Source organism: Corynebacterium sp. ZY180755 (assembly GCF_054331495.1).
In genome coordinates this window covers 764429-788186 of record NZ_CM135811.1, presented here as the reverse complement: position 1 = coordinate 788186, position 23758 = coordinate 764429, and the positions used below count along the sequence as shown (strand labels likewise).

Annotated in this window: 17 protein-coding genes; 10 read left to right on the top strand and 7 right to left on the bottom strand. The window is 56.4% G+C overall.

Going from position 1 to position 23758, the window contains the following annotated elements; all coding sequences use genetic code 11:
* Window positions 1-471: 471 nt before the first annotated feature.
* From ACXM2N_RS03705 to ACXM2N_RS03690, 4 genes are all read left to right on the top strand, one after another.
* Entirely contained in the window at window positions 472-1185 is a 714-nt protein-coding gene (locus tag ACXM2N_RS03705; RefSeq protein WP_458490140.1) for a M23 family metallopeptidase, read from the top strand.
* 187 nt (window positions 1186-1372) lie between these two features.
* Window positions 1373-1921, top strand: coding sequence for a PadR family transcriptional regulator (locus tag ACXM2N_RS03700; protein ID WP_458490138.1), 549 nt, complete (start codon window positions 1373-1375; stop codon window positions 1919-1921).
* A complete protein-coding gene (locus ACXM2N_RS03695; RefSeq protein WP_458490136.1) occupies window positions 1918-2604 on the top strand; it encodes an ABC transporter ATP-binding protein in 687 nt (228 codons plus the stop codon). The genes ACXM2N_RS03700 and ACXM2N_RS03695 overlap by 4 nt, the downstream gene beginning before the upstream one ends.
* Before the next feature lie 11 nt (window positions 2605-2615).
* The gene (locus ACXM2N_RS03690) at window positions 2616-5453 is read left to right on the top strand and encodes an ABC transporter permease (protein ID WP_458490134.1); all 2838 of its coding nucleotides are present in this window, start codon (window positions 2616-2618) and stop codon (window positions 5451-5453) included.
* Window positions 5454-5490: 37 nt separating this feature from the next.
* Here the strand turns inward: ACXM2N_RS03690 and pcrA are convergent, their stop codons facing one another.
* Window positions 5491-8145 (bottom strand): DNA helicase PcrA, encoded by a 2655-nt coding sequence (gene pcrA, locus ACXM2N_RS03685; protein ID WP_458490132.1) that lies wholly within the window; start codon window positions 8143-8145, stop codon window positions 5491-5493.
* Between the two features lie 144 nt (window positions 8146-8289).
* Here pcrA and ACXM2N_RS03680 point away from each other — a divergent pair, with 144 nt between their 5' ends.
* Together ACXM2N_RS03680 and ACXM2N_RS03675 are read left to right on the top strand one after the other, a co-directional pair.
* Window positions 8290-8598 (top strand): chorismate mutase, encoded by a 309-nt coding sequence (locus tag ACXM2N_RS03680; RefSeq protein WP_458490130.1) that lies wholly within the window; start codon window positions 8290-8292, stop codon window positions 8596-8598.
* Window positions 8599-8857: 259 nt separating this feature from the next.
* Window positions 8858-9595 carry an Ltp family lipoprotein gene (locus ACXM2N_RS03675; protein ID WP_458490128.1) on the top strand — a complete coding sequence of 246 codons (738 nt, stop codon included), beginning with the start codon at window positions 8858-8860 and terminating at the stop codon, window positions 9593-9595.
* Window positions 9596-9758: 163 nt separating this feature from the next.
* On the opposite strand, the gene ACXM2N_RS03670 is transcribed toward ACXM2N_RS03675, so the two are convergent.
* Together ACXM2N_RS03670 and ACXM2N_RS03665 are read right to left on the bottom strand one after the other, a co-directional pair.
* On the bottom strand, window positions 9759-11243 hold the full coding sequence (locus ACXM2N_RS03670) for an NAD-dependent succinate-semialdehyde dehydrogenase (protein ID WP_458490126.1): 1485 nt from the start codon (window positions 11241-11243) through the stop codon (window positions 9759-9761).
* Between the two features lie 219 nt (window positions 11244-11462).
* The gene (locus ACXM2N_RS03665) at window positions 11463-11873 is read right to left on the bottom strand and encodes a hypothetical protein (RefSeq protein WP_458490124.1); all 411 of its coding nucleotides are present in this window, start codon (window positions 11871-11873) and stop codon (window positions 11463-11465) included.
* 278 nt (window positions 11874-12151) lie between these two features.
* Here ACXM2N_RS03665 and pgi point away from each other — a divergent pair, with 278 nt between their 5' ends.
* On the top strand, window positions 12152-13789 hold the full coding sequence (pgi, locus tag ACXM2N_RS03660) for a glucose-6-phosphate isomerase (RefSeq protein ID WP_458490122.1): 1638 nt from the start codon (window positions 12152-12154) through the stop codon (window positions 13787-13789).
* Between the two features lie 59 nt (window positions 13790-13848).
* On the opposite strand, the gene ACXM2N_RS03655 is transcribed toward pgi, so the two are convergent.
* The 4 genes from ACXM2N_RS03655 to ACXM2N_RS03640 all read right to left on the bottom strand — a co-directional run bounded on the left by ACXM2N_RS03655 (window position 13849) and on the right by ACXM2N_RS03640 (window position 21281).
* A complete protein-coding gene (locus tag ACXM2N_RS03655) occupies window positions 13849-14628 on the bottom strand; it encodes an SDR family NAD(P)-dependent oxidoreductase (protein ID WP_458490120.1) in 780 nt (259 codons plus the stop codon).
* Between the two features lie 235 nt (window positions 14629-14863).
* Window positions 14864-15277 carry a YccF domain-containing protein gene (locus tag ACXM2N_RS03650; protein ID WP_458490118.1) on the bottom strand — a complete coding sequence of 138 codons (414 nt, stop codon included), beginning with the start codon at window positions 15275-15277 and terminating at the stop codon, window positions 14864-14866.
* 73 nt (window positions 15278-15350) lie between these two features.
* The gene (locus ACXM2N_RS03645) at window positions 15351-16181 is read right to left on the bottom strand and encodes a DNA-formamidopyrimidine glycosylase family protein (protein ID WP_458490116.1); all 831 of its coding nucleotides are present in this window, start codon (window positions 16179-16181) and stop codon (window positions 15351-15353) included.
* A 21-nt stretch (window positions 16182-16202) separates the two neighbouring features.
* On the bottom strand, window positions 16203-21281 hold the full coding sequence (locus tag ACXM2N_RS03640; RefSeq protein WP_458490114.1) for an ATP-dependent helicase: 5079 nt from the start codon (window positions 21279-21281) through the stop codon (window positions 16203-16205).
* A 46-nt stretch (window positions 21282-21327) separates the two neighbouring features.
* Between ACXM2N_RS03640 and ACXM2N_RS03635 the strand changes: the two genes are divergently transcribed.
* From ACXM2N_RS03635 to ACXM2N_RS03625, 3 genes are all read left to right on the top strand, one after another.
* Window positions 21328-22089: a 3'(2'),5'-bisphosphate nucleotidase CysQ gene (locus ACXM2N_RS03635; RefSeq protein WP_458490112.1), complete on the top strand. Its 762-nt coding sequence runs from the start codon at window positions 21328-21330 to the stop codon at window positions 22087-22089.
* A 324-nt stretch (window positions 22090-22413) separates the two neighbouring features.
* Entirely contained in the window at window positions 22414-23223 is an 810-nt protein-coding gene (locus tag ACXM2N_RS03630; RefSeq protein WP_458490110.1) for a thymidylate synthase, read from the top strand.
* The gene (locus tag ACXM2N_RS03625) at window positions 23223-23747 is read left to right on the top strand and encodes a dihydrofolate reductase (RefSeq protein WP_458490108.1); all 525 of its coding nucleotides are present in this window, start codon (window positions 23223-23225) and stop codon (window positions 23745-23747) included. The genes ACXM2N_RS03630 and ACXM2N_RS03625 overlap by 1 nt, the downstream gene beginning before the upstream one ends.
* Window positions 23748-23758: the final 11 nt, after the last annotated feature.

The window sequence follows — 23758 nt, the reverse complement described above, 5'->3', positions numbered from 1 at the left end:
GGAAGGTTTATATATAAGGTATAAGGCTAAAAAATTTAACAAAGGCAGACCGTCTCGCCCGCACTGCCGATCGCCGGTAACAACAGTTATCCCCCAGTACCCCTAACGCTCCCACGCGCAGTTGAAGCGATGATGATCGCAACCGCGTTACAAAGCGTTACAGAATTTCGGTGAATTTTTTGTAACAAGCGCTGAATTTTCGCAAAAACACTAGTCACACAGGGCACATCTATTACTTTTTCAGATTTTTTCTTGAAAGTTTTCGCGCCACAAACCCCAAGGTACCCCCTACTTTTTTAAGGATAACCCAATAAAATCGATAGAAAAGGCGCTTGCTCATCATGTAACAAACGGCTATCTTTAACTTTCGGTAGATAACAAGTTGGTTACAAAGCGGCCAACAAACGAGTTCATAAGGACTCAGTGGCCCACACGGCTTGAAATCGTAGGAAATATTAGGAGCAGAGTTAGATGCAGCAGAAGCGCCAGATCGCTAGTGGCAAGCACCGCAAGCAGAACTCTAACATCAAGGGACGCGTTGCCGTCGTTGCAGCCGCTACTGGCGTAGTTTCAACTGCAGGCGCTACTGGCGCAGCAGTTGCACACACCTCCAGCTCCGAGGAACCAGCAATTGCACTTGCTAGTGACTCCGCAACTCTGCCGGAAAATGTTTCCGCCCCTCAGATTCTCGCTATTGCTGAGTTCAAGCCAGCAGTCAACTTGGCAGACCAGCTCACTAAGGCTGTTGAATACGCCGGCGAGCGCGCTGAAGCAGACAAGGAAGCACGCAAGCCTAAGGTTTCCGTAGCTAAGCCAGCTGAGGGCGTTTTTACATCCGGTTTTGGACCACGTTGGGGCACCTTCCACGCCGGCATCGATATTGCAAACGCTGTGGGAACCCCAATTTTGGCCGTGATGGACGGCACCGTAATCGATTCTGGCCCTGCTTCCGGCTACGGCAACTGGATCCGCATTCAGCACAATGACGGCTCTATTTCCGTCTACGGCCACATGGAAACTCTCAACGTTGCTGTTGGCGAACTGGTTAAAGCTGGCCAGGTCATTGCGGGCATGGGCAACCGCGGTTTCTCAACCGGATCCCACCTCCACTTCGAAATTCACCCAAACGGCCAGGGCGCTGTAGATCCAGCTGCATGGTTGTCATCACGCGGAATCTCCCTTTAAAAAAACTTAAAACTCTCCATAAGGGGCTAAGCACCACATCGTGCTTAGCCCCTTTTTATATGTAAATATAAAAAAGTATTGACTATTCAAAAACTTACTGAGTAACCTTTGAGATATCCGAAAGGTTACCAAGTAACCCTTCGCGATCCCCAACACCACCTGGACCATCTCCGGAAAGTGACCCCACATGGCTATCAAATACGCATTACTGATGCTGATCGCCAAGGACCAAGCGCAATCAGCCACCGCAAGCCGGCTTCAGCACGCGTTCAACGAGCTAACTGACGGCCTGTGGCCCCTAAACATCGGCCAAGTCTCTCAAACGCTCTCACGGCTCGAGAGAGACGAACTCATTGAGAAAACCGGCGAGGAAAAAGGGCGTACGGGCAGCATGGTGTCCCAATACGCAATCACAGCCCAGGGACAACACACCCTTGACGCCTGGTGGGCCTCAAGCATCACAAAATCAATGACCGACCGCGACGAGCTCGTCACCAAAATTGCCCTCGCAGTCCACGAGAACTCGGTGGATCTAACTTCCCTATTGGATTCCCAACGAATGGCTGTATTTAAACAAATCAGGGAACTCAACAATCAAGCAGCACAAATCCCCATCACCCGCAATGCAACGCGTCTACTCATTGAGCGCCAAATTTTCGACCTTGAAGCGGAGGCTCGGTGGCTAGATCGCGTTGAGGCCCTTGAAGAGCCGAAAAATCTAGGAGCCAACTCATGACTACTTTCCCACTCGAACTTGATCAGGTCAGCCGCGTGTTCGGCTCCGCCGAACATCCGGTTAGTGCTCTTTGCGACGTGTCCTTGGCCGTTTCTCCCGGCGAGCTTGTGGCCGTCATGGGCCCATCGGGATCCGGCAAGTCCACGCTCCTCAACATCGCGGGACTGCTGCAGCGCCCCACCGCAGGACGCGTTCTTATCGATGGTCAAGACACCTCGCAGATGAGCGATGCCAAGCTGGCGCAGCTGCGCCGCCGCCACATCGGTGTCGTGTTCCAGCGCTTCAACTTGGTGCCCACGTTGACCGTCGGTGAGAACGTTGCGTTGCCTCTCGAATTCGATGGCGTTAACCCCAAAGATGTTCGGGAAGACATTGAGAAGGCTCTCGCCGAGGTTGGCATCGAAGGCACTCATGACCGATTCCCTGAGGAGATATCCGGCGGCCAGGCACAGCGAGTAGCGATTGCACGCGCACTAATTGGCACCCGCTCCCTCATCCTCGCCGACGAACCAACTGGCGCGTTGGATACCAACACTGGCGACAAAGTGATGCGTGTGCTTCGTGAACGCATCACTACCGAGTCCGGCACCAGCGGAATTCTAGTTACCCATGAGCCACGCTTCGCATCCTTCGCTGACCGTATTGTTTACGTCCGCGACGGGCATCTCACTGAGGCACACTGAGGAGCCTTGCCATGACTACATCCACTTACCATCGCTCGTTCTTCGCCCCCATTCGTGCATCCCTGCGCCCTGCGTTAAGAGAATTGCGGTTCCATAAACTGCGCAGTCTCGCAGCAATACTGCTCATTGCCCTCCCCGTCGCGTTGACCACCTTTATGATGGCAGATGACTCCGCGCACACTCGAGTCCGCTCACTGTATTCCACAAACCTCATTGCCTCCTACTACGGGGGATCATGTGAACAAGACGCAGAAACGGGGTTCTTCAGTTGTGTCGATGCCACCGGCGATGTCATCGCCCGCAACCTGCCATCCGGCGAGAACGTCGAAGGCCACCGAAACGGTGGGGTTAAGATCCTTGAGCTCGTCGGGCCTGCTCTACCATCGGGTGCGTCAGTATCAGCGATTTCCCGCTCACCCATTGTGGTGTCTACCGGACCAGACAACAGTGTCCCCATGGCCTACAGCATGATTCCGAATAGCGTGTCAGAGCCATTGAAAGACCACATCCCTGCACCCGGCGAGATCGCCTTAGATAAATCGGACGCCGAAACCCTCGGTGTCGCTGTGGGCGATAGCGTCACTGTTTGGCCCGAAGGCCGACCCAACGAAAAGAAGACGCTAACAGTTTCCGAGCTCACGCCGGCGAATCAGGCCATCACTAGTGAGCCACTCATTGCGGCACACGCCTCCCCGACGGTAGATCAAATCGGTACCGTAAGCGTTTTTACTTCCCATGAGCTCACCTGGTCCGAGGTTAAGCAATTCAATCGCAGCGGATTCGTGTTGTTCGGCGATGAAGTCAGCGCACTGGAAGTTCCAGAGTCCGAACAGTACCAGCAATTTACTGATCTAGAAGAATCTCTGAATGCGGGAGACGGTACCCGAGGTATCTACGAGTCCATCGCTTGGTTCGCATTATTCCTCACCGCCGCTATCGTCGTGCTGCTTTTGATCTCACCGGTATTCAGCATCTCTGCTTCTAAAAACACTTCTATATTTGCCCTGATGCGTTCCCAAGGTGCATCAAAACGCGACGTATTCCGCGCTGTGATCTTCTATGGCCTCGTTGTGGGGATCATCGGTACAGCTATCGGCTGGCTAGTCGGTATAGCCGCGTCCTTTGCCACCTGGAGATTCAATTACCCAACATGGACGTTCGAGCCTGACGGAATCTGGATCGTTCTCATTCCTATCGTCGCGGTTATTGGCTCCGTAATCGTGTCCATGCTTCCGGCAACACTTGCTTCTCGGATCGATATCATCGCCGGCATTACCGGCTCGCCCACTGGCAAGCTCATGCGGTGGCGACACTGGATGTGGGCTGGCCCAATCCTGCTCATTATCACAGTATTGATGTACACGGCATATAGAGCTTTCCCACTCAAAAGCGAAGGCGTAGCCCTCTATCTTGGATACAGCTATTCATTAGCGCCCGTCTTCGCTCTCATCGGCTTGGCACTATCTGCACCGGCCCTTGCCTACGTTGCAGGATCGTTCACCAAACCTTTGACATTACGCCTCGCCGGCCGCGAACTGCGTCGCAACACCATGCGGACAGTCCCAGTCATTGCCTCCATCGCTGGATTGGTGTTCATCAGCAGCACAACCTCTTCCAGCACCCCGAATTACTACGCGCACCAAGCCGAACAGTTGGATCGCGTATTCTCACAAAACTTCGGTGTAATCAGTGAAATTCCACGTTGGAGTGGAACAACAACCGATGCGGAGAAACTTGCCCCTGGCGTGGTAGACGATCTGGATGAAAACGACGCACACAACGTAAAGCGTCTTTACGCTTCCTCTATCAATCGGGCGCGCGAGGATCTTGGACCAGGCCGTGACATCGTTGTGTACTCCACGGATAGTTACTACTCGTCTACGTACTCAAACGTGCGCATCGACTCCGCATACACCAGAACATGTTCAGAAAATAGCTTCGCTCCGCAGTCCGCACTTCTCACTGACGTCGAGTACGCCGATCGCTGCGCTTACGAAAACATGATGGACTACATGGGTTTACCATCTTCCCTGGGCGGGAACCTGATCGCAGATGAATCCATCCTCGAGATTTTCCACCTCGAAGAAACGGATCAACACTTAGCTCGCGAAACACTACGAGCCGGCGGAATCCTCGCCGCTAAGCATCATGGTTCGAGCGAGAGCACGCGTGTAACGGTTGAAGAATACTCCTACGACAACCGGGGTGACGATACTACGATCCGTAAAACTCCGAAGAACTTGCCTGTTGCGGCCGTACTCCCCGATGGATTCGAAAGTGTGGTCTTCAGCTTTGGCGCTGCCGAGGAGCTTGAGATCACCGCGAAGTCTTCCAGTGTGTTACTTCTGTCTGGTGCTGACGACCGCACGATTGCGAACACCGCCAAGAAGTTTGAGAGCGGGAAAATTCAGCACTCCTACGTGCCGCTCAAAAACGTCTCGGATTATGCAACTATGGTGACGATTCCACTAGGCGCTGCAGGAATTGTGGTTGCGGTGTTAGGACTCGTAATCGCCCTTTCCCTACCCCACATCCGGCTCACATTTGAGCAGTACAGCGCCATGGGCGCAAGCCAGAGAACACTAAGGAGAATCGGTTCGCTTTACACAGGCCTTATGGCTACGGTTGCGGTTATTCCTAGCTACCTGTTAAGCATCTTGGGATCCACCGTTGATTATCAACAACGTGTGGTTGCAGCCAATGGTGTGCAGCTGTCTACCACCCAGAGTTACTCATTTGCTGATAACTGGGTAGCCTGCATAATCTTCCTCATCGGAATACCTCTTCTTGCTTTCCTTATCGGATGGTTTACTACCCCTAAGGTCAGCATGAAATACCGCCAGGATTAAAAAGGAGGCCAGTTCATTTGAACTGGCCTCCTGTGCACTACAGCTTCTCCATCGGTACGCCACCGATAAGCATCAATCGAACCGTTCCTGAGGATCCAAAGTCAATAGTTACGGACTGGTGCATGCCACCGTCCACGGCCTTAACGGTACCCAAACCGTACTTGTCATGGTTGACTTTGTCACCGACCTCCAAGTGAAGATTCTTATTCAGCTTGCGTTTCGGCGCAGTCTTCTTGGGCTTTGGTGTGGTGTAGGACGTCTTTGGTTGACTATTGCCTCCGTAGTACCCACCACGCGATCCAAAGTCACCGTAGGAACCACCGCCATAGGAGCTTCCCCCACCCCAAGCGCCAAAGTTATTTTCTGGCTCTTCACGCTTCCAGTTCAGAAGGTTCTCTGGGATCTCCGCCAAGAAGCGAGACGGCGGATTAGTTTGCGGCTGGCCCCAGGAGGAACGCAGCATGGCGCGCGAAAGGTACAAACGCTTGCGGGCGCGTGTGATGCCCACGTACGCCAAGCGGCGTTCTTCAGCAAGTTCCTTCGGATCACCAAGAGCACGCATGTGTGGGAACTGGCCATCCTCCCAACCGGTAAGGAACACGTACGGGAACTCCAAGCCCTTAGCAGTATGGAGCGTCATGAGCGTGACCACGCCCTGCTCGTTATCTGGGATCTGATCCGCATCAGCTACCAATGACACTCGCTCCAAGAACGCCTGCAGTGATCCCGGCGCGGCCTCGCCATCTTGGATCATGTCGTTCGCATCGGAGCCGTCCATAGTAAAGAAAGCAACTTGATTTGCTGCCTCCGACGTGAACTCGCGCGCTACAGATACGAGCTCGTTAAGGTTATCCAGCCGCGCTCCGTCCTGGGGATCGTTGGATTTCTCTAGCTCTGCTTTGTAACCGGTGACATCGAGTATGTCTGTGACCATGGCTCCGATGTCTGGCATGTTGGTGTTTTTGTCAACTGCCTGAAGAGCCGAGTGCGCGAGGCCTTCCATCATTTCCACAAAACCACTCACGGCGTTTTTGGCTCGGGCACCGAGCATATTCACGTTCCCGTCGCGGGCATCGCGCATCGCTTGCGCGAAGGACACGCGATTGGTTTCAGCGTGTAGCGATAGGAATGCAATGGCTTTATCACCAATACCGCGGCGAGGGGTGTTGATGATGCGACGCAGCGAGACTTCATCTTCTGGGTTGTCCAGAAGGCGAAGGTAGGCAATGATGTCGCGGATTTCCTTGCGTTCGTAAAACTTGGTGCCGCCTACTACCTTGTACGGGATGCCGGTTCGCATGAACACGTCTTCGACCGCACGAGAGGAATTGTTCGTACGGTACATGATGGCAATTTCGTTGTAGTCCACACCCTTGTCCGTCAAGGCATCAACTTCATTGGCAATGAAACGAGCCTCATCGTGTTCATTATCTGCAACGTAGCCGATGATCTGCTCGCCCTCACCGAGTGCGGTCCACAGCTTCTTCTCACGGCGGTTCTCATTTCGAGAAATCACCGCGTTAGCTGCATCCAGAATGGTTTGAGTGGAACGGTAGTTCTGCTCCAACAGAATGGTGGTGGCGTTGGAGAAGTCACGCTCGAACTCCTCGATGTTTCGGATGGTTGCTCCACGGAAAGCATAAATGGACTGGTCCGAGTCACCTACCACGCACAATTCACTGGCGTCAGGACCTTCGCCAACTAGTTCGCGGATGAGCACATACTGGGCGTGGTTGGTGTCCTGGTACTCATCAATCAGCACATGACGGAAACGCTTGCGATAGTACTCAGTGACCTGAGGATGCTCCTTGAATATGTTAACGGTCTCACCGATGAGGTCATCAAAGTCCACGGCATTAGCATCACGTAAGCGACGCTGGTATTCCACGTACACCTTGCCAATGACGGTTTCATACGGATTGCGTACGCTTTCAGCATCCGCCAACGCTTCCGCGGGGCCAATGAGTTCGTTCTTGAGGTTTGAGATAGCAGTAGCCAGCGAACGAGGAGTGAACTGCTTGACATCCAGCTGCATATCTTTAGCAATCATGGACAGCAGGCGTTTGGAGTCATCCGAGTCATAGATGGTGAAGTTTGTGTTCAAACCTTTGACCAGCTGCGCTTGCTCGCGCAAAATACGTACGCAGGTGGAGTGGAAAGTAGACACCCACATGCGCTGGGCGATGGGGCCTACCAAGCCAGCGACGCGTTCACGCATCTCAGCGGCCGCTTTGTTAGTGAAGGTAATAGCTAAAATTTGGTGTGGGTGCACGCCACGCACGCGCATCAGGTACGCAATGCGGCGAGTAAGGACAGCAGTCTTGCCAGAACCTGCGCCCGCGACAATGAGCAGGGGCGATCCAATGTGCTCAACGGCTTGAAGCTGCTGGTCGTTCAACCCAGCGGTGAGATCCGTCGCAGAACCAACCCCATCCGGTGAAGACGGTGAGTTCGCATTGGAGAACTGCCCTCCAGGCGTGAAAGTACGAATCTCTTGTGGTGTGAACGGGTTCTCCTCTAATTCTTGTTCCTCCGGTGGCGGCGGAGCGTCATAATCATCGGGTTCCGGTGGAAGCGGAGCTTCCTCCGGTTCTGGAAGCGGTGCGGACGGTACGCCGAAGAGGGATCCCTGACCGAAGGGGTTATTGGGATCGTCGGAATGAGAAGCGCTAAAAGGAGACTTGTTATTCATCGCCTACCAACCTACAACGTGTACGGGACAAAAGGGGGTTACGCCCCTACCCCACACTCGCAAAAACGCTGGTGAATGACGAATTTCCCAGACCAGATCACAAACACTTCTTAAAACCCTCCAGCGCGTGGCACAATATTTCCCATGACTGATGCTGACAACACCTTCGAAATCCGCATGCCCTCCGGCACTGATGATCCTCTGTCTGATGCGGAAATCCAGCAGTATCGCAAAGAAATTGACCGCCTTGATAAGGAAATCCTAGAGGCGGTCAAGCGTCGCGCACAGGTATCCCAGGCAATCGGCCGCACCCGTAAGGCTTCCGGTGGCACCAAGCTTGTCCATACCCGAGAAGTTGCCATCATCAACCAGTTCCGTGAGGAAATTGGTGAGGAAGGCCCTGCTCTAGCATCAATTCTGCTGCGCATGGGCCGCGGCCGCCTAGGCAAGTAGACTCCAGCGATACCAGGCTCCACTGAGGTGGGGCCTCTTTTTATGCCCTTAGTTCGAACAGGTATACGAGCTTGTCTAACGGCAATGTCTGCGCCTTAACGCAGACTAAGCGTGTGAGAAAGAGACCAACGAAATCTTTTCTCACCTACTTGTTGCTCTCTAAAGGAACAATGTAGCGCTGGGGTCGGTGTCCCTCTGCTGCCCCCAGCGGCACATACTTTTCCCATCTCCCCTCTCATTATCAAGGATGTCTAAGGCCATGAATACGCCAACCCCAACCCCACAGTCCCCTTACTCAGATTCAAACGCCCCATACGCACCAGCAGCCGAGAAGTCTAAAAAGAAGGGAGGGTGCATGAAGTGGGGCGTGGCTGGTGCGGCAGTGCTGGTGGCGGTAGGAATCTTCGGTGGCGGGGACAACACCAACGCCCCTACGACGGAAGACATTGGCCCCGCTGATGAAACCATCGCTGCTGCCCCTGAACAGGTGGCAGACGTCCCAGGCGGGCAACCAGCCGAGGACTCTGTTTCCTCCAACAACGAGGATAGCGCTCCAGCCGAGTTCCAAAGGGCAGCGCGCAAAGCGGAGACCTACGCCACCATGATGGATATGTCTAAGCAGCGCATCCTCGAGCAATTAACGTCAGAGTACGACCAATACTCGCCGGAGGCCGCCCAATACGCCATAGATAACTTGGATGTTGACTTCAACGAGGTGGCGTTGAAGAAGGCTGAATCCTATTCCAAAACCGCGCACATGTCCCAACAGGGCATCTATGACCAGCTAGTTTCATTTGCAGAAGGCTTCACCGAAACCGAGGCCCAATACGCAATCGATAATCTAGAAGCGGACTACAACCAGAACGCGCTGGAGAAGGCCAAGTCTTACCAACGGATGGACATGTCAACTGGCGCGATTTATGGCCAACTCGTGTCCTTTGCCGAAGGCTTCACCCCTGAACAAGCTCAGTACGCAATGGACAATCTTCCACAATAGGCACGAAGCCAGGAAAAACTCATGCCAGTGAGCACGAGTAATAGGCTAATTACTAGCTGATAACCCCGCATTACAGAAGCCCACGTTTTCTCGTCGCTGTAGTAGCGCCTAGAAAATGTGGGCTGCCTGCGTCCACCCCAAAAGCGGACACCTTGTTCAAAACCTACATCGGGAGAGTGATGAACTTCTCCTCGAGGTACTCCCCGATTCCTTCGAACCCGCCTTCGCGCCCAAGACCGGATTCCTTCACACCACCGAACGGTGCCGCGGCGTCTGAAATTGCGCCCTTGTTGATAGCGACCATGCCAGCCTCAATCTTTTCAGCTACCCGAATGGCGTGGAGGGTGTCCGCGCTGAATACGTAGGCGGCAAGACCAAACGGCGTGTCATTAGCAGCTCTGATGGCTTCGTCTTCATCGCTGAACTTCTGGATTGCTACCACTGGACCAAAGATCTCAGTGTTGGCGATCTTCATCTCACCAGTGATTCCCGTCAGCACCGTAGGGGCATAGTAGTGCCCACCCTCGGCAAGTCCATCCGGAAGGGTATCACCCACCGTCCGCGTGGCTCCCTTGGCGAGCGCATCCTTCACGAGCCCGGAAACAGTTTCTAGCTGATCCGCACCAGACAGTGGTCCCACAGTCACACCCTCATTCAGTGGATCGCCCACCGTGTAGGATCCCATGAGCTCGGTGACCTTCTCAACGAACTCATCGTGCACGCTCTCGTGGACGATGAAACGGTTCGCAGCGATGCATACCTGGCCTGCGCCACGCATCTTGGCGCCCTTGACTGCTTCGATAGCAACATCCACATCGGCATCCTCGAGGACCACAAATGGCGCATTTCCGCCGAGTTCCAAAGAGACGCGAAGCGAACGCTTCGCGGCCTCTTCACCCAAGGCTTGGCCGACTTCGGTGGAACCGGTGAAGGTGAGCTTGCGCAGGCGATCGTCGGAAAGAATGGAGGAAACATCGCTGGCCTTCTTCGACGGCAGCACGGCGAGCACACCATCTGGTAGTCCAGCTTGTTTCATCAGCTTGGCCAAGTACAGCATGGTCAGCGGGGTCTTGGACGCCGGCTTCACAATCATGGTGCAGCCTGCTGCGAAGGCTGGGCCAATCTTGCGGGTGCCCATAGCGAGCGGGAAGTTCCACGGGGTGACAGCTAGCGTTGGCCCCACCGGCTGCTTGGTTACGATGAGGCGAGCGTTACCGCTAGGGCTTTGACGATAATCACCACGGACGCGCACGGCCTCCTCTGCGAACCACCGGAAGAACTCTGCGCCGTAAGTGACTTCTCCCTCTGAATCAGGCAGGGCGCGCCCAAGCTCGAGGGACTGAATCACGGCGAGCTCTCTAACGTGCTCTGTAATGAGCTCAAAAGACTTCCTCAGGATCTCGGATCGATCGCGTGCCGGTGTTGCCGCCCACTTTGGCTGCGCCTTCGCGGCTTCCTCCAAAGCTCGCTGGGCGTCCTCCTGAGTGGCGGATGCTACCTTAGCTAGTACCTCTCCGGTGGCGGGGTTTTCCACCTCTAAAAACTCGCCGGAGGAGCCATCAACAAACTCCCCGCCAAGGAACAGACCCTTGGGCAGGGAGTCAATGAGTTCTGTAACGTTTACGTGATTCTTGGATGCATTAGTCATGCCTCCACTATGCACCCGGATCTGACGCACCGCCAGCAATAGTCGTCTCACCACGGGCAACATGATCTGATGCGGAATCCGCAGCAATGAATGGGGTCTATCCGTCACCGCCGGCATGGCAAACAAATACTTCTACCATCCACCATCACACGCGTGGGCGTGTGTGAGGACAGAAGCCCCGTCTCCCGAATCCATGGCGCAGGGTTTTAATTAGAACACTTAGTTATCAGAGTCTTCGTCGTTGTTGTCGTCGCGGTCATCGTTGTCATCGCGATCATCAGCGGCACCATCACGATCATCGTCGGTGCCATCGCGGTCATCGCTGTCATCGCGATCATCAGCAGCACCGTCGCGGTCATCATTGTCATCACGATCATCGCTGTCATCGCGATCATCAGCAGCACCGTCGCGGTCATCGTCCTGCGCGTCATTCGGATCTAGAGCACAGGCGCCGTCATCGTCACCGGCATCGTCTTGTTCGTCGTCGCAGGCGTCGTCGGTGTTGGCGTCCTGCTGCTCTACCTGTTCGACCTGGTCGTCGCGATCGTCATCGGAAGCCGCGTTGTCGTTGCAGGCGGAAAGAGTAATAGCTGTGGAGATGGCGGCGAGGCCGAGAAGGATCTTGCGCATAAGAAAACTTCCTTACAGAGTTTCAAGGGATGTTGTAGCTATTAGCCTAAGTGAAAATGGACTCGGTGTCGTCCCCCAATGTGCACCCCTCATTTGATCTTGACCACACTGAGCCCGAAGTGTCCTGCACAGGCGAGTATCTGTTCGTTATTCAAAAGCGAACAGCAGTGATTCTAGGTACCGTTGTAAGTATCCGTGCGGAATCTAAACCTTCTGCATCGCATGAACTTTTAACTACATCACTATTAGCCAATTTTGTGGCTTTAAAGGAGCCTTTCATGTCCCTGGATATCACTTCCACCAGTCAGTGGAAAGATCTGGAAACTCAGTACGAGAAGGTCAAAGGCGGCACCCTGCGCGAGCTGTTCGCAGCTGACTCTGAGCGCGCCAAGAAGTTCACGTTCGAAGCCGCCGGTCTTCGCGTAGACCTGTCCAAGAACTTGGTCTGCGAGGAGACGTTGGGCAAGTTGGTTGCGCTTACCGACGCCGCCCATCTCCGCGAGCGCACCGAGGCCATGTTCACCGGCGAGCACATCAACAACACTGAGGACCGCGCGGTGTTGCACACCGCGTTGCGTATGCCTGTTGAGAAGGATCTTGAGGTTGACGGCCAGGATGTTGCCGCTGATGTTCACGAGGTGCTCGGTCGCATGCGCGACTTCGCCTCATCTCTGCGCTCCGGTGAGTGGCGCGGTTACACCGACCACACCATCAAGACCATCGTCAACATCGGCATCGGCGGCTCTGATCTGGGTCCCGCAATGGCTGTGAAGGCGCTGCGCTCCTACGCCACCGCTGGCATCAATGCAGAGTTTGTATCCAACGTGGATCCAGCTGACATGGTTTCGGTGTTAGACAAGGTTGATCCTGAGTCCACCCTGTTCGTCATTGCGTCCAAGACCTTTACTACCCAGGAAACACTTGCAAACGCGCACGCTGCTAAGCGCTGGCTGGTGGAGAAGCTCGGCTCTGAAGACGCTGTGGCTAAGCACTTCGTGGCCGTATCTACCAACGCAGAGAAGGTTGCTGAGTTTGGTATTGATACCAAGAACATGTTCGGCTTCTGGGACTGGGTAGGCGGACGTTACTCCGTGGATTCCGCCATTGGATTGTCCCTCATGGCTGTCATTGGACCACAGGACTTCATGCGTTTCCTCGAGGGTTTCAATGCCATGGATGAGCACTTCCGCACCGCGGAGTACTCCCAGAACATCCCAGTTCTCATGGCGCTGCTCGCTATTTGGTACAACGATTTCTACGGTGCAGAGACCCACGCAGTACTCCCATACTCTGAGGATCTTGGTCGTTTCCCTGCATACTTGCAGCAGCTGACGATGGAATCTAACGGTAAGTCCGTTCGCCACGACGGCACCCCTGTGACCACTCAGACCGGCGAAATCTTCTGGGGCGAGCCAGGAACCAACGGTCAGCATGCTTTCTTCCAGCTGATCCACCAGGGCACCAAGCTGATCCCGGCTGACTTCATCGGCTTTGCCCGCCCTAAGCAGGACCTCCCAACCGCCACCGGTGAGGGCTCCATGCACGATCTGCTGATGAGCAACTTCTTTGCCCAGACCAAGGTCCTAGCATTTGGCAAGACTGCGGAAGAGATTGCGGCTGAGGGCGTAGCCGAGGATTTGGTGAACCACAAGGTCATGCCTGGCAACCGCCCAACTACCACCATCTTGGCTGAAGAGCTCACCCCATACGTTTTGGGTTCCCTCATCGCGCTCTACGAGCACATCGTGTTTGTTCAAGGCGTGATCTGGGACCTGAACTCCTTCGATCAGTGGGGCGTTGAGCTGGGCAAGCAGCAGGCTAATGACTTGGCGCCAGCTGTATCCGGTGAACAGGATGTTGACTCCGGTGACTCCTCCACCGACGAGCTAATCCGCTGGTACCGTTCCAAGCGCTAAAGCTTGACCAATTGTTGAGGGGCTCCCACCGAATGGTGGAAGCCCCTCACGTTTTTGTTTTAGCCGACGTCCTTCATCTTCTTCGCGATGAGGTCAATGGCTTTGGTTGGCAGTAGGCGTCCCAGTAAGTCCACGCCAAAGGCGTCCTTGCCAATAGTGTGGCGAGCCTTCTTCTCCTCCAAGACTTCAATGATCTGGCGTGCCGCCTCCTGTGGAGTGGTAAGGCTCGCAGAGGCCTTGTCCTTGTCCTTGGTGCTATCGCGCTTCACACCAGAGTTACCCATGATGTCCGTGGCCACTCCACCAGGGAACACAATGCTCACGTGTACGTTCGTGTCCTTCAGTTCCGCGTACAGCCCCTCGGTGAATAGCTTCACCGCTGCTTTGGAAGCGCCGTAGAAGCTCTGACCCGGCACTGGAACAAGTCCGCCCATTGAGCCAATGTTTACGACCGCTGCCTCCGGCTTGGATAGGAGGGTTGGCAGGAACGCGGTAGTGATGTTGACTGTGCCCCAGAAGTTCACGTTCATCACGCGCTCCATGGTGGCCCGATCAAGCTCGGCAATCGGGATGAAGTCCTGGATGATACCTGCCACGTTAAGGACACCATCTACATCGGCCATCTGGGTGGCGAGCTCTTGGACGCGCTCGGCGTCGGTGATGTCGCACTGGTGCTCAACCAAGCGGTCTCCATGGGTGGCCTTTAGCTGGGCTAGTCCGTCAACATTCAAGTCCAGTGCATACACCTTGGCGCCGCGCGCCAGAAGCTGCATCGTTACTTCTTTACCAATTCCGCCACCGGCACCGGTGACAACGAGTGCTTTACCTTCAACGTTCATGTCAGTTCCCTTTCTTATTCTCAAGCCACCTTACGTTACTTTCAACCAAGGGACAGCAATTCCGCTACCGCGCCGTGTAGATCGCCCCATGTGCGCAATCGAGTTCCACGAGCGGAGGAAGAATGCCTGAGCGTCTTTCGCTTAGAAACATCCCGGTGTACAAAACAAATCGCCCCTCAAAGCGATGCTATGGAATCACTGCTTTGAAGGGCTGAATGAGTAAGTTGGGTGGTGGTTACATCTTCACCATTGAGCGGTAGCCGAACGGGATGGCGTTAGAGCTGACAATCTTCTTGCCAAACGGAAAGCAAGTAACGGGAATCATCTTCAGATTCGCCCATGCTAGAGGTAACCCGATGATGGTGATTGCCTGGGCGAATGCGGTAGCAACGTGGCCGAGCGCAAGCCACAGTCCAGCGACGAGGAACCAGATAACGTTGCTCACGATGTTCATGGAGTTTGAGCCGGTCACTGGCTCAACAACGGAGCGACCGAACGGCCACAGCGCGTAGTTAGCCATGCGGAAGCTGGCTACACCCGCTGGGATGGTAACAATAAATATGCAGGCGATGAGGCCGAAAATCCAGTAACCGAGGGCCAGCCAAATACCGCCGGTCACCAGCCAAATAATATTCAAAATCGCTTTCATGGGGCTAATTCTACCGCCAAAAAAGGCGAAATGAGCTGCACTTACACCGTTGCGATCAGTACGCACGGTGTGCTTATCTGCCAAGAGGTTGGCAGTTCGGGCACCACCAAATGATGCGTTCCAGTTCGCCCTCGTCCCCGCCGGCATCTACACCGCCTAGGGATGCTTTCTTAATCTGCGTGCCGCACCGCCTGCATGGCTTGTGGTTGCGGCCAAATACGTAGGAAGTTTCCCCGGCGCGCTTTACTCCAGTGGATACGCGGATGGGTGACAGCTTGTTGGCTTCCATGAGGCGGTAGGTGATGTCTAGGACATGGTCTATGTCAACGTCACCCACTTTGGTGGTGGGGTGAATTCCTGCAAGGAAGCAGATTTCAGCACGATACTCGTTACCCACGCCAGCGAGGATTTTTTGATCCAGCAGCGCCGCGCCGATGGCGCGGTCGGGGCGCAGGAGCATGCGGCGTTTGGCTTCCCTGTGCCCGTCGCTAAGCCAGTTTGGGCCGTAGACATCGGGCCCCAGGTGAGCAATCTGATCCTGGTATTCGGATTCGTGGAACACGCGGACGAAGCCAAGAGTGTGACCCACTACTTCGATGTTTCTCTCGTACTGTGGTGCGCCGTCGAGTTCAAGCACCACGCGGGCAGTGTATGCGGGCTTGGTCCACCTGTCACCGGCTAGGTGCATGGACCACGTGCCCTCCATCTTGAGATGGGTATGCAAGACCTGTTCCCCGATCAGCATGAACAAGTGTTTGCCGTAGGGCCACACACGGCGCACAATGTCACCATCAAAGTTGGCTAGCGCGTAGCGAGGAACGCGCACCGAGGTGTGCATGACCTGGCGGTCCTTCATGAACTGTAAACGCCGAGACAGCTGGTAGACGGAATCGCCCTCAGGCATACGCTCCCCTCTCGATAGTGCTTACCTGCGAAACCCACGGCCGCCACGCGGTGTGAAGCCGCCGTTTGCTCGTGGCGGTGGGAATCCCGAATCATCGGTATCTGTATCGTCAAAGCTTAAGACTGAATCATCGAGCGCCTCCAGCGCGTCACTCAAACTGCGGCCTGGGCCTGTAATCGTATCCCCCGATCTACGCCCGCTGCGCGCCCGCGGGTGTCCGGAAACGCTCAGGTTGGCACGGGAATCAGCGGTACTGGCGGTGATGCGGATACCGCTCGGCGTAATGCCAGCACCGGCTGCTTTGAAGTCCTTCATTAATGGACTTTCCAGCGCCGGATCACCATTGATCTTCTCAATGAGGATCCTCGTGGCCATGTTTTTTGCTAGGCACTCACTAAGAGCCCACACCACCAACGGGATCACCATGTCATTGATACCGGAATTCTGCTCCGGGATGGTGATGGACTTACCTCCACGAGAGATATGGGCGAGCAACAGGCCGTCTGCCAACACCACCATGGCACCTGCAGCGCGGGTCATGCGATGCCGGGATTTTGACGAATTGAGCTTCGCGTCCTCCTCGTCGTCAGCGCTTCCCGGCCACGGCACTGACGCGCCGTACGGGTTAGCGGGATCTGCGGCGGCGAGCACATACACATCCGGGGAGTCGGTGCCGGATGGCCAGCCGTCCACATCAGGGGAATCATCTAGGCCACGCAACCGGTCGATCACGGCGGGCGTAGAGAACTGCGCCGCACCGAGGCCGTCGATAATGAGACCACGCATTGCTTTGCCGGCTTCTTCAAATCGGGACAGCACTTTGTACGCCAGTGCGAAGCCCCCAATCACGTCTTCGCTCACCACAGCCCCACGGGTGAGCACACCATACCGGTCCAGCCATGCCTCGCCGTGGGCGATGGATCGGGCATTGGGCTCACGGTTAGCGGGGATAGTCAACGACCACCGGCCCACCATGTCTTGTGGGACAGCTGCTCCGCGGGCTGCACCGCCGTTGTGGTGTTGGGCAAAGCTGGTTCTGCCCATGCGCAGGCGCGAGCGGGTGGGGCTGCGCTTGGATCGGTGGGCGGTTTTACCCGCACCGCCGATGCCAGCAAGGCGAGACCGCAGCGGTGTGAAGCCATCAGGGCTTATCAGCCCCATTTCGAATAGGTGCCACATTGCATCGCGAATGTCCTTCGGGGTGGCGCCCGCCTTGGTTTCAAGGCCGAGTTCAAAACCCTCACCAGAGATTTCCTTGGCAATGGCACTAAAGAGGAAACCACCACCCCGAGATAACACACCGAGGATCTGTTCCTGCAGTTGGGACAGTGGCTGCTCGTCCAGAATCGGCAGCAGCTCCGCCGCGTAATCCGCTGGCAGCAGCATCACCCATGGATCATTGGTGCCCGCATTGCCCGCGCCGACCACGTGCACCTCACCATTTTGCAGCAGTTCATCCAGATCAGTAGGGCTATATCGCGCTACGCGCTGTGGGAACACCAAGGTTTCCCACGCGCTGGCCGGCAGTCTCACACCGGCCAGCTGCTCACACACGGCGAACACAGCGTCTGGCCCACGCTGCTCGGGGTACTTGTCAATCGGGGCTACCTGCTGCCAGGCGGGTAGAAACCTCGCGAACGCGGAGTGACTCACCGGCGCCGTCTGCGCCCGAGCCTGAGCCAGCGAGCGAGAGCGGATGATTTTAAGCACCTCGGGTGCCACATACTCTTCATCGTCAACACCCTGGCGGTAGTGGCCCGCGATCAGGCGGTTATCATCGACCAACCCCCGAATAGCATTGTGTGCCATGCCCGCCGAAAGGCCGAACGCCGTTTGGAGATCACGCATGACAAACGGGCCACGGGTGCGTACCCAGCGCGAGATCAACTGGGTCAGCGCGTCCAAGATAGTCTCCACCTGCGCACTGATACCCGCGGGCACGGGCACGCCCAAGCCGTCGCGAAGCAGCGCGGCGTCAAGCGACTGCGCATAATGCTCCACACCGCCAATGCGCACCCGCATCACCCGAGACCCCAGATCCGCAAGGAATCCGTCAAGAGCCATCGGCTCCTCAAGATGCTCCCCTATCGAACTGAGGGGAACAGGGCCCACCATCCGCAGGGTGTCCGCCAGCTGTTCCGCAGTCTTAGCCTTGCGGTCCGGGCTCACGCGGCGCAGCTGCTCATCTACTTCCGCGATGATTTCAGGGCTGAGCAGCTCGCGCAGCTCCACCGTGCCCAGCAGCTTCGCAAGCAGCGCCGGGTCCAGCGCCAACGCGGCCGCGCGCTTTTCTGCCAGCGGGCTATCGCCTTCGTACATGAAGGCGCCGGTGTAGTTGAACAGGATGCTGGATGCGAACGGACTCGGCTGGTCCGTGGTCACCTCTGCGATACGAACCTTGCGCAATTCCAACTGCGCCAGTAACTCGCGCAGCTCAGGCAGGTCATAGACGTCCTGCAGGCATTCTCGCACCGTCTCCAAGATGATAGGGAAACTCGGATACTTGCGCGCCACATCCAACAGCTGCGCCGCCCGCTGACGCTGCTGCCACAGCGGTGCACGTTTGCCCGGATTCTTGCGTGGCAAGAGAAGGCCGCGTGCAGCACATTCTCGGAAGCGGGAAGCGAACAGCGCGGAATTACCCACCTGCTCCTTAATGATCTCCTCCGCCTCATCCGGATCAAAGAAGAACAGGTCCGCGCCGGGCTCGGTTTCCCCTTCCGGCAGGCGCAGCACAATACCGTCATCGCTCGACACAGGCTGCGCGTCCATGCCGGTGCGCTCCGAAATACGCGCACCAATGGCCAGCGCCCACGCCGCATTCACGCCTCGGCCAAACGGCGAGTGCAGAACAACGCGCCAGTCCCCCAGCTCATCCTTGAAGCGCTCCAGCACAAGTGTTTTCTCGTCCGGCACAATGCCGGTAGCCTCCTGCTGTTCCACCAAGTACTTCAGTAAGTTATCGCGTGCGAAGGCATCAAGGTCTGCATTGGTGTGGAGCTTGTCGACGTCCGCCAGCACCTCACGCCTGAACACACCAATGGCCCGTCCCAGCTCCGCTGGGCGGCCAGCGTTGTCACCGGTCCAGAACGGCAATCGGCCGGTGTGCCCCGGCGCGGGCGTGACCAGTACTTGGTCACGATTAATTTCCTCCACCCGCCAGCTGGATGCCCCCAAGGTGAAGATGTCACCTACTCGGGACTCGTAGACCATCTCCTCATCAAGCTCGCCCACGCGCCTAGCGCCGGCTTCGCCTCCAACGAGGTAAACACCGAACATTCCCCGGTCTGGGATCGTGCCTCCGGAGGTCACTGCAACGCGCTGGGCGCCTGGGCGCGGAGTCATGAGACCTGTGATGCGGTCAAAGTTAATGCGGGGTTTCAACTCGGCAAAGTCCGTGGATGGGTACACGCCGCTGGCAAGATCGATCACAGCATCGAACACTTCCCGCGCCAGGCCACGGTACGGGTAGGACTTAGTGACGGTGGCGTACCACTGATCAACGTCAAGCCCCTCGTTTTCGCCGTCGCCAGAGCCTGCGACTGCGACGGCAGCCACTGTCTGCTGCAGCAACACATCAAGTGCGTTGACGGGAACTTTAAGCTCCTCAATCAAGCCGTGTTGCATGCGCTCAACGATCACGGTGGAATCCACCAAATCCATGCGGTGCTTGGGGTAGAACGAGCCCTCAGACACCGCGCCCACCACGTGCCCGGCACGACCCACGCGCTGCAAACCACTGGCCACAGACGGTGGAGACTCCACTTGGATAACCTTCTCCACCGCGCCCATGTCAATACCCAGCTCAAGAGAACTGGTAGCCACCACGGCACGAAGTTCGCCCTCTTTAAGCATGGTTTCCGTCATCGCGCGTTCGTCCTTGCTGACCGAGCCATGGTGGGCTCGGGCAAGTAGCGGCGCGGCAGTTCCGGCCACATCGGACTGGGCCATCAACTGTGCAGGCGGCCGCCTTGTGGCGGGCGACAAAGATGATGGATCATGTTCCTTGGCGTAGAGCTCGTTGAGCGCGGCGGTGAGCCGCTCGGCGGAGCGGCGAGAATTTACAAATACCAAGGTGGAGCGGTGCTCCATGATCTCTTTGTAGACTTCGGCCTCAATGAAGGGCCATATGCTGCCCTGCTGTGGCAGGGCAGATTCTTCCGCAGTGAACCCTGCGGAGTCGTCGACAAGCGGAGTCGACAGGCCCAGCGGATCGTCAATGGTGGCCTCGCCAATGGTAGAGCCTGGCTCCGGTGTGGGCAGGTCACTCATGTCCTCAACGGGCACGCGGACCTTAAGATCCCATTTCTTCTCCCCGGCAGGGTTGATGATTTCCACGGGGCGATCACCGCCGAGGAAGCTTGCCACCGCCTCCAGCGGGCGCACCGTTGCGGACAAACCGATGCGCTGCGGTTTCTGTTTGGTGATCATCTCAAGGCGCTCGAGCGTGAGCGCCAAATGCACGCCACGCTTGGTGCCAGCGAGAGCGTGTATTTCATCGATGATGACGGTGTGGACATCAGCCAGGATGCCTGCCGCCTTGGATGTGAGCATGAGGTATGCAGATTCCGGCGTAGTGATGAGAATATCCGGTGGGGTGCGCAACTGCTTGCGCCGTTCCGCCGCCGGGGTGTCACCACTGCGCACGCCCACGCTAATCTCATTCTCCGGCAGGCCTAGATTCGCTGCCTCACGGTTGATGCCTAACAGTGGCGCGCGCAAATTGCGCTGCACGTCCACACCCAGTGCCTTCAGTGGTGAGATGTACAGAATTTTCACGCCGCCTGTTGAAGCAACACCACTACTTGATTGCGAATCAAGAGTGGAAAGTGACGAATCCGTGCCCGAATTGTTGGTTTTACGCCCAACCGGAAGTGTGGTTTGCCCTACATCACTCAACAGCAGGTTAAGCGACCACAAAAAAGCGGCGAGGGTCTTACCCGATCCCGTAGGCGCTACCACGAGAGCGTTCTCACCAGCAGAAATAGCATCCCACGCGCCCGCCTGAACCGGCGTTGGGGCCGCAAAGACATTGCTAAACCAGCCCGAAACTTGGGGTTGGAATCGCTTCAAAATGCCCTCTGGGCTCACGTTAGCCATGACCCCATTCAACCAAACTTTCACCCACCTACTACACTTTGTAACTATGACTGCTCATTTAGACGATGCAACTTTGACCAACAGACTCGCCCAAGGCACCTCGGATATCCTCAAGGGTGTTCGTAGCGTAGGCGTCCTGCGCGGACGCGAACTGGGTGACGCCGGCGACGACCTCGCACAAAACTGGATCGCACGGGCGCTCGAGCAGCACCGCCCCGATGATGGCTTCCTTTCAGAAGAAGCAGCTGACAACCCAGAGCGCCTGTCCAAGGACCGCGTCTGGATTGTTGACCCACTGGACGGCACGAAGGAGTTCGCAACCGGTCGCCAAGACTGGGCAGTCCACATCGCCCTCGTTGAAAACGGCACCCCAACCCACGCCGCAGTGGCACTCCCTGATCTGGGTGTTGTCTTTACCTCCTCCGACTCCCGCGCCGTCACCGGCCCACTGGCAAAGCGCATCGCAGTATCCCATAACCGCCCACCAGCCGTAGCTTCCCACATCGCAGAGAAGCTCGGCTTCGAAACCGGCTCCCTAGGCTCTGCAGGCGCCAAAGCAATGCATGTCCTCCTAGGCGATTATGATGCCTACATCCACGCCGGTGGCCAGTACGAGTGGGACTCCGCGGCACCTGTTGGCGTGGCCATGGCAGCAGGCCTACACTGCTCACGCCTTGACGGCTCCCCACTTGAGTACAACAAGAAGGACACCTACCTCCCAGACGTACTCATCTGCCGCAAGGAACTGGCAGAAGAAATCCTTGAGCTGGCAGCTCAGTTCCTCAAGGAAAACGGATCCTACGCTTAAAAAGGCTCCGTAGGCGACGATTCATCAGCCCACTAAACTCCGTTCGCCCACCGTGGGGCGCACGGAGTATTTGCAATGTGGCCTGTTATGCACCCACCAAGCCTTAGCGAGCGCAATGAAAATTAATGTGCGAATGCTGCGCTGATGAGGGCCAGAAGATCTATAAACCAGTCAGGTTAGCTCAGTTACCCCACTTGGCATCACCGCAATCAAACTCACCCACGGCTGTGAGGATGGGTTTGCCATGCAGCAATGCGGGTAGCTTGAGAAGGAATCCGCGCAAACGCTTCGTTGTTTTACTCCAAGGTTTGTATGCTGTTTCCTATGACTGCATCTGATATCCCAACACCGTACGAGGATTTGCTCCGCAAGATTTTGGCGGAGGGATCCCATAAGGATGACCGCACCGGCACCGGCACTACCAGCCTGTTTGGCGCTCAGATGCGATTTAACTTGGCGGATTCTTTCCCCCTCATCACTACCAAGAAGGTAGCTTTCAAGTCCGTTGTGGGCGAGCTCCTCTGGTTCCTCCGCGGCGACTCCAATATCGCTTACCTGCATGAAAATAACGTCACCATCTGGGATGAATGGGCCGATGAGAACGGTGACCTGGGTCCCGTGTACGGCGTTCAGTGGCGCAGCTGGCCAACCCCAGATGGCCGCCATGTTGATCAGATCGCGCAAGCCATCGAAACGCTCAAGAACAATCCGGATTCACGCCGCAATATCGTGAGTGCGTGGAACGTGGCGGAAATAGACAACATGGCTCTGCCGCCCTGCCACCTGCTTTTCCAACTGTATGTGGCCGACGGAAAACTCTCTTGCCAGCTGTACCAGCGCAGCGCAGACATGTTCCTCGGAGTACCGTTCAACATTGCCTCCTACTCCCTTCTCACCCACATGCTGGCGCAGCAGACTGGCCTGGAGGTAGGCGAATTCATCTGGACTGGCGGTGACTGCCACATCTATGACAATCACCGAGATCAGGTAGCGCTCCAGCTTTCCCGCGACCCGCGCCCTTACCCGCAGTTGAAGCTCAACAAGGCCGATAGCATCGATTCCTACACTTTCAGCGACGTAGTTATCGAAGGTTACGATCCGCATCCGACCATCCGAGCTGAGGTCGCGGTCTAATGCGCGCCATCTGGGCACAGTCACGCGACGGCATCATTGGCGACGGCAAAGATATGCCGTGGCACCTGCCGGAAGACCTCAAGCACTTCAAGAAAACTACCCTGGGAGCGCCAGTATTAATGGGGCGCGCCACATGGGAGTCCATTCCGGAGAAATTCCGCCCTCTGCCCGGTCGCACAAATTTCATCGTCTCCAGCAAAGACCCCGGCGCGTGGAGTGCAGGAGGAAATGTCGTGGGCCTTGATGATCCCCTCCCCGAGGAAACATGGGTGATCGGCGGTGGCCAAGTCTACGCAACCATGTTGGGCCACGTGGATCAGGTTATCGTCACGCTTATCGACGTCGATCTGGGTGACACCTTGGGCGATGCCGCAGTTTTCGCGCCGGCTCTCGCCGGCTTTGAAGTAGTCAGCGAGACCGAGTGGCTCGAGTCCGCTGAAGGCCGGCTGTTGTACAACGTGCCTGCGCAGGCGGGCAAAGCCTTGCGGTATAAGTTCCAAAACTTGCGTCGCGCCACGGTATAGACAAAGCTATA

Bases quoted from the DNA above. Each gene is read 5' to 3' on its own strand.
- ACXM2N_RS03705 (WP_458490140.1), top strand. From the start codon at position 472: ATGCAGCAGAAGCGCCAGATCGCTAGTGGCAAGCACCGCAAGCAGAAC.
- ACXM2N_RS03700 (WP_458490138.1), top strand. From the start codon at position 1,373: ATGGCTATCAAATACGCATTACTGATGCTGATCGCCAAGGACCAAGCG.
- ACXM2N_RS03695 (WP_458490136.1), top strand. From the start codon at position 1,918: ATGACTACTTTCCCACTCGAACTTGATCAGGTCAGCCGCGTGTTCGGC.
- ACXM2N_RS03690 (WP_458490134.1), top strand. From the start codon at position 2,616: ATGACTACATCCACTTACCATCGCTCGTTCTTCGCCCCCATTCGTGCA.
- pcrA (WP_458490132.1), bottom strand. From the start codon at position 8,145: ATGAATAACAAGTCTCCTTTTAGCGCTTCTCATTCCGACGATCCCAAT.
- ACXM2N_RS03680 (WP_458490130.1), top strand. From the start codon at position 8,290: ATGACTGATGCTGACAACACCTTCGAAATCCGCATGCCCTCCGGCACT.
- ACXM2N_RS03675 (WP_458490128.1), top strand. From the start codon at position 8,858: ATGAATACGCCAACCCCAACCCCACAGTCCCCTTACTCAGATTCAAAC.
- ACXM2N_RS03670 (WP_458490126.1), bottom strand. From the start codon at position 11,243: ATGACTAATGCATCCAAGAATCACGTAAACGTTACAGAACTCATTGAC.
- ACXM2N_RS03665 (WP_458490124.1), bottom strand. From the start codon at position 11,873: ATGCGCAAGATCCTTCTCGGCCTCGCCGCCATCTCCACAGCTATTACT.
- pgi (WP_458490122.1), top strand. From the start codon at position 12,152: ATGTCCCTGGATATCACTTCCACCAGTCAGTGGAAAGATCTGGAAACT.
- ACXM2N_RS03655 (WP_458490120.1), bottom strand. From the start codon at position 14,628: ATGAACGTTGAAGGTAAAGCACTCGTTGTCACCGGTGCCGGTGGCGGA.
- ACXM2N_RS03650 (WP_458490118.1), bottom strand. From the start codon at position 15,277: ATGAAAGCGATTTTGAATATTATTTGGCTGGTGACCGGCGGTATTTGG.
- ACXM2N_RS03645 (WP_458490116.1), bottom strand. From the start codon at position 16,181: ATGCCTGAGGGCGATTCCGTCTACCAGCTGTCTCGGCGTTTACAGTTC.
- ACXM2N_RS03640 (WP_458490114.1), bottom strand. From the start codon at position 21,281: ATGGCTAACGTGAGCCCAGAGGGCATTTTGAAGCGATTCCAACCCCAA.
- ACXM2N_RS03635 (WP_458490112.1), top strand. From the start codon at position 21,328: ATGACTGCTCATTTAGACGATGCAACTTTGACCAACAGACTCGCCCAA.
- ACXM2N_RS03630 (WP_458490110.1), top strand. From the start codon at position 22,414: ATGACTGCATCTGATATCCCAACACCGTACGAGGATTTGCTCCGCAAG.
- ACXM2N_RS03625 (WP_458490108.1), top strand. From the start codon at position 23,223: ATGCGCGCCATCTGGGCACAGTCACGCGACGGCATCATTGGCGACGGC.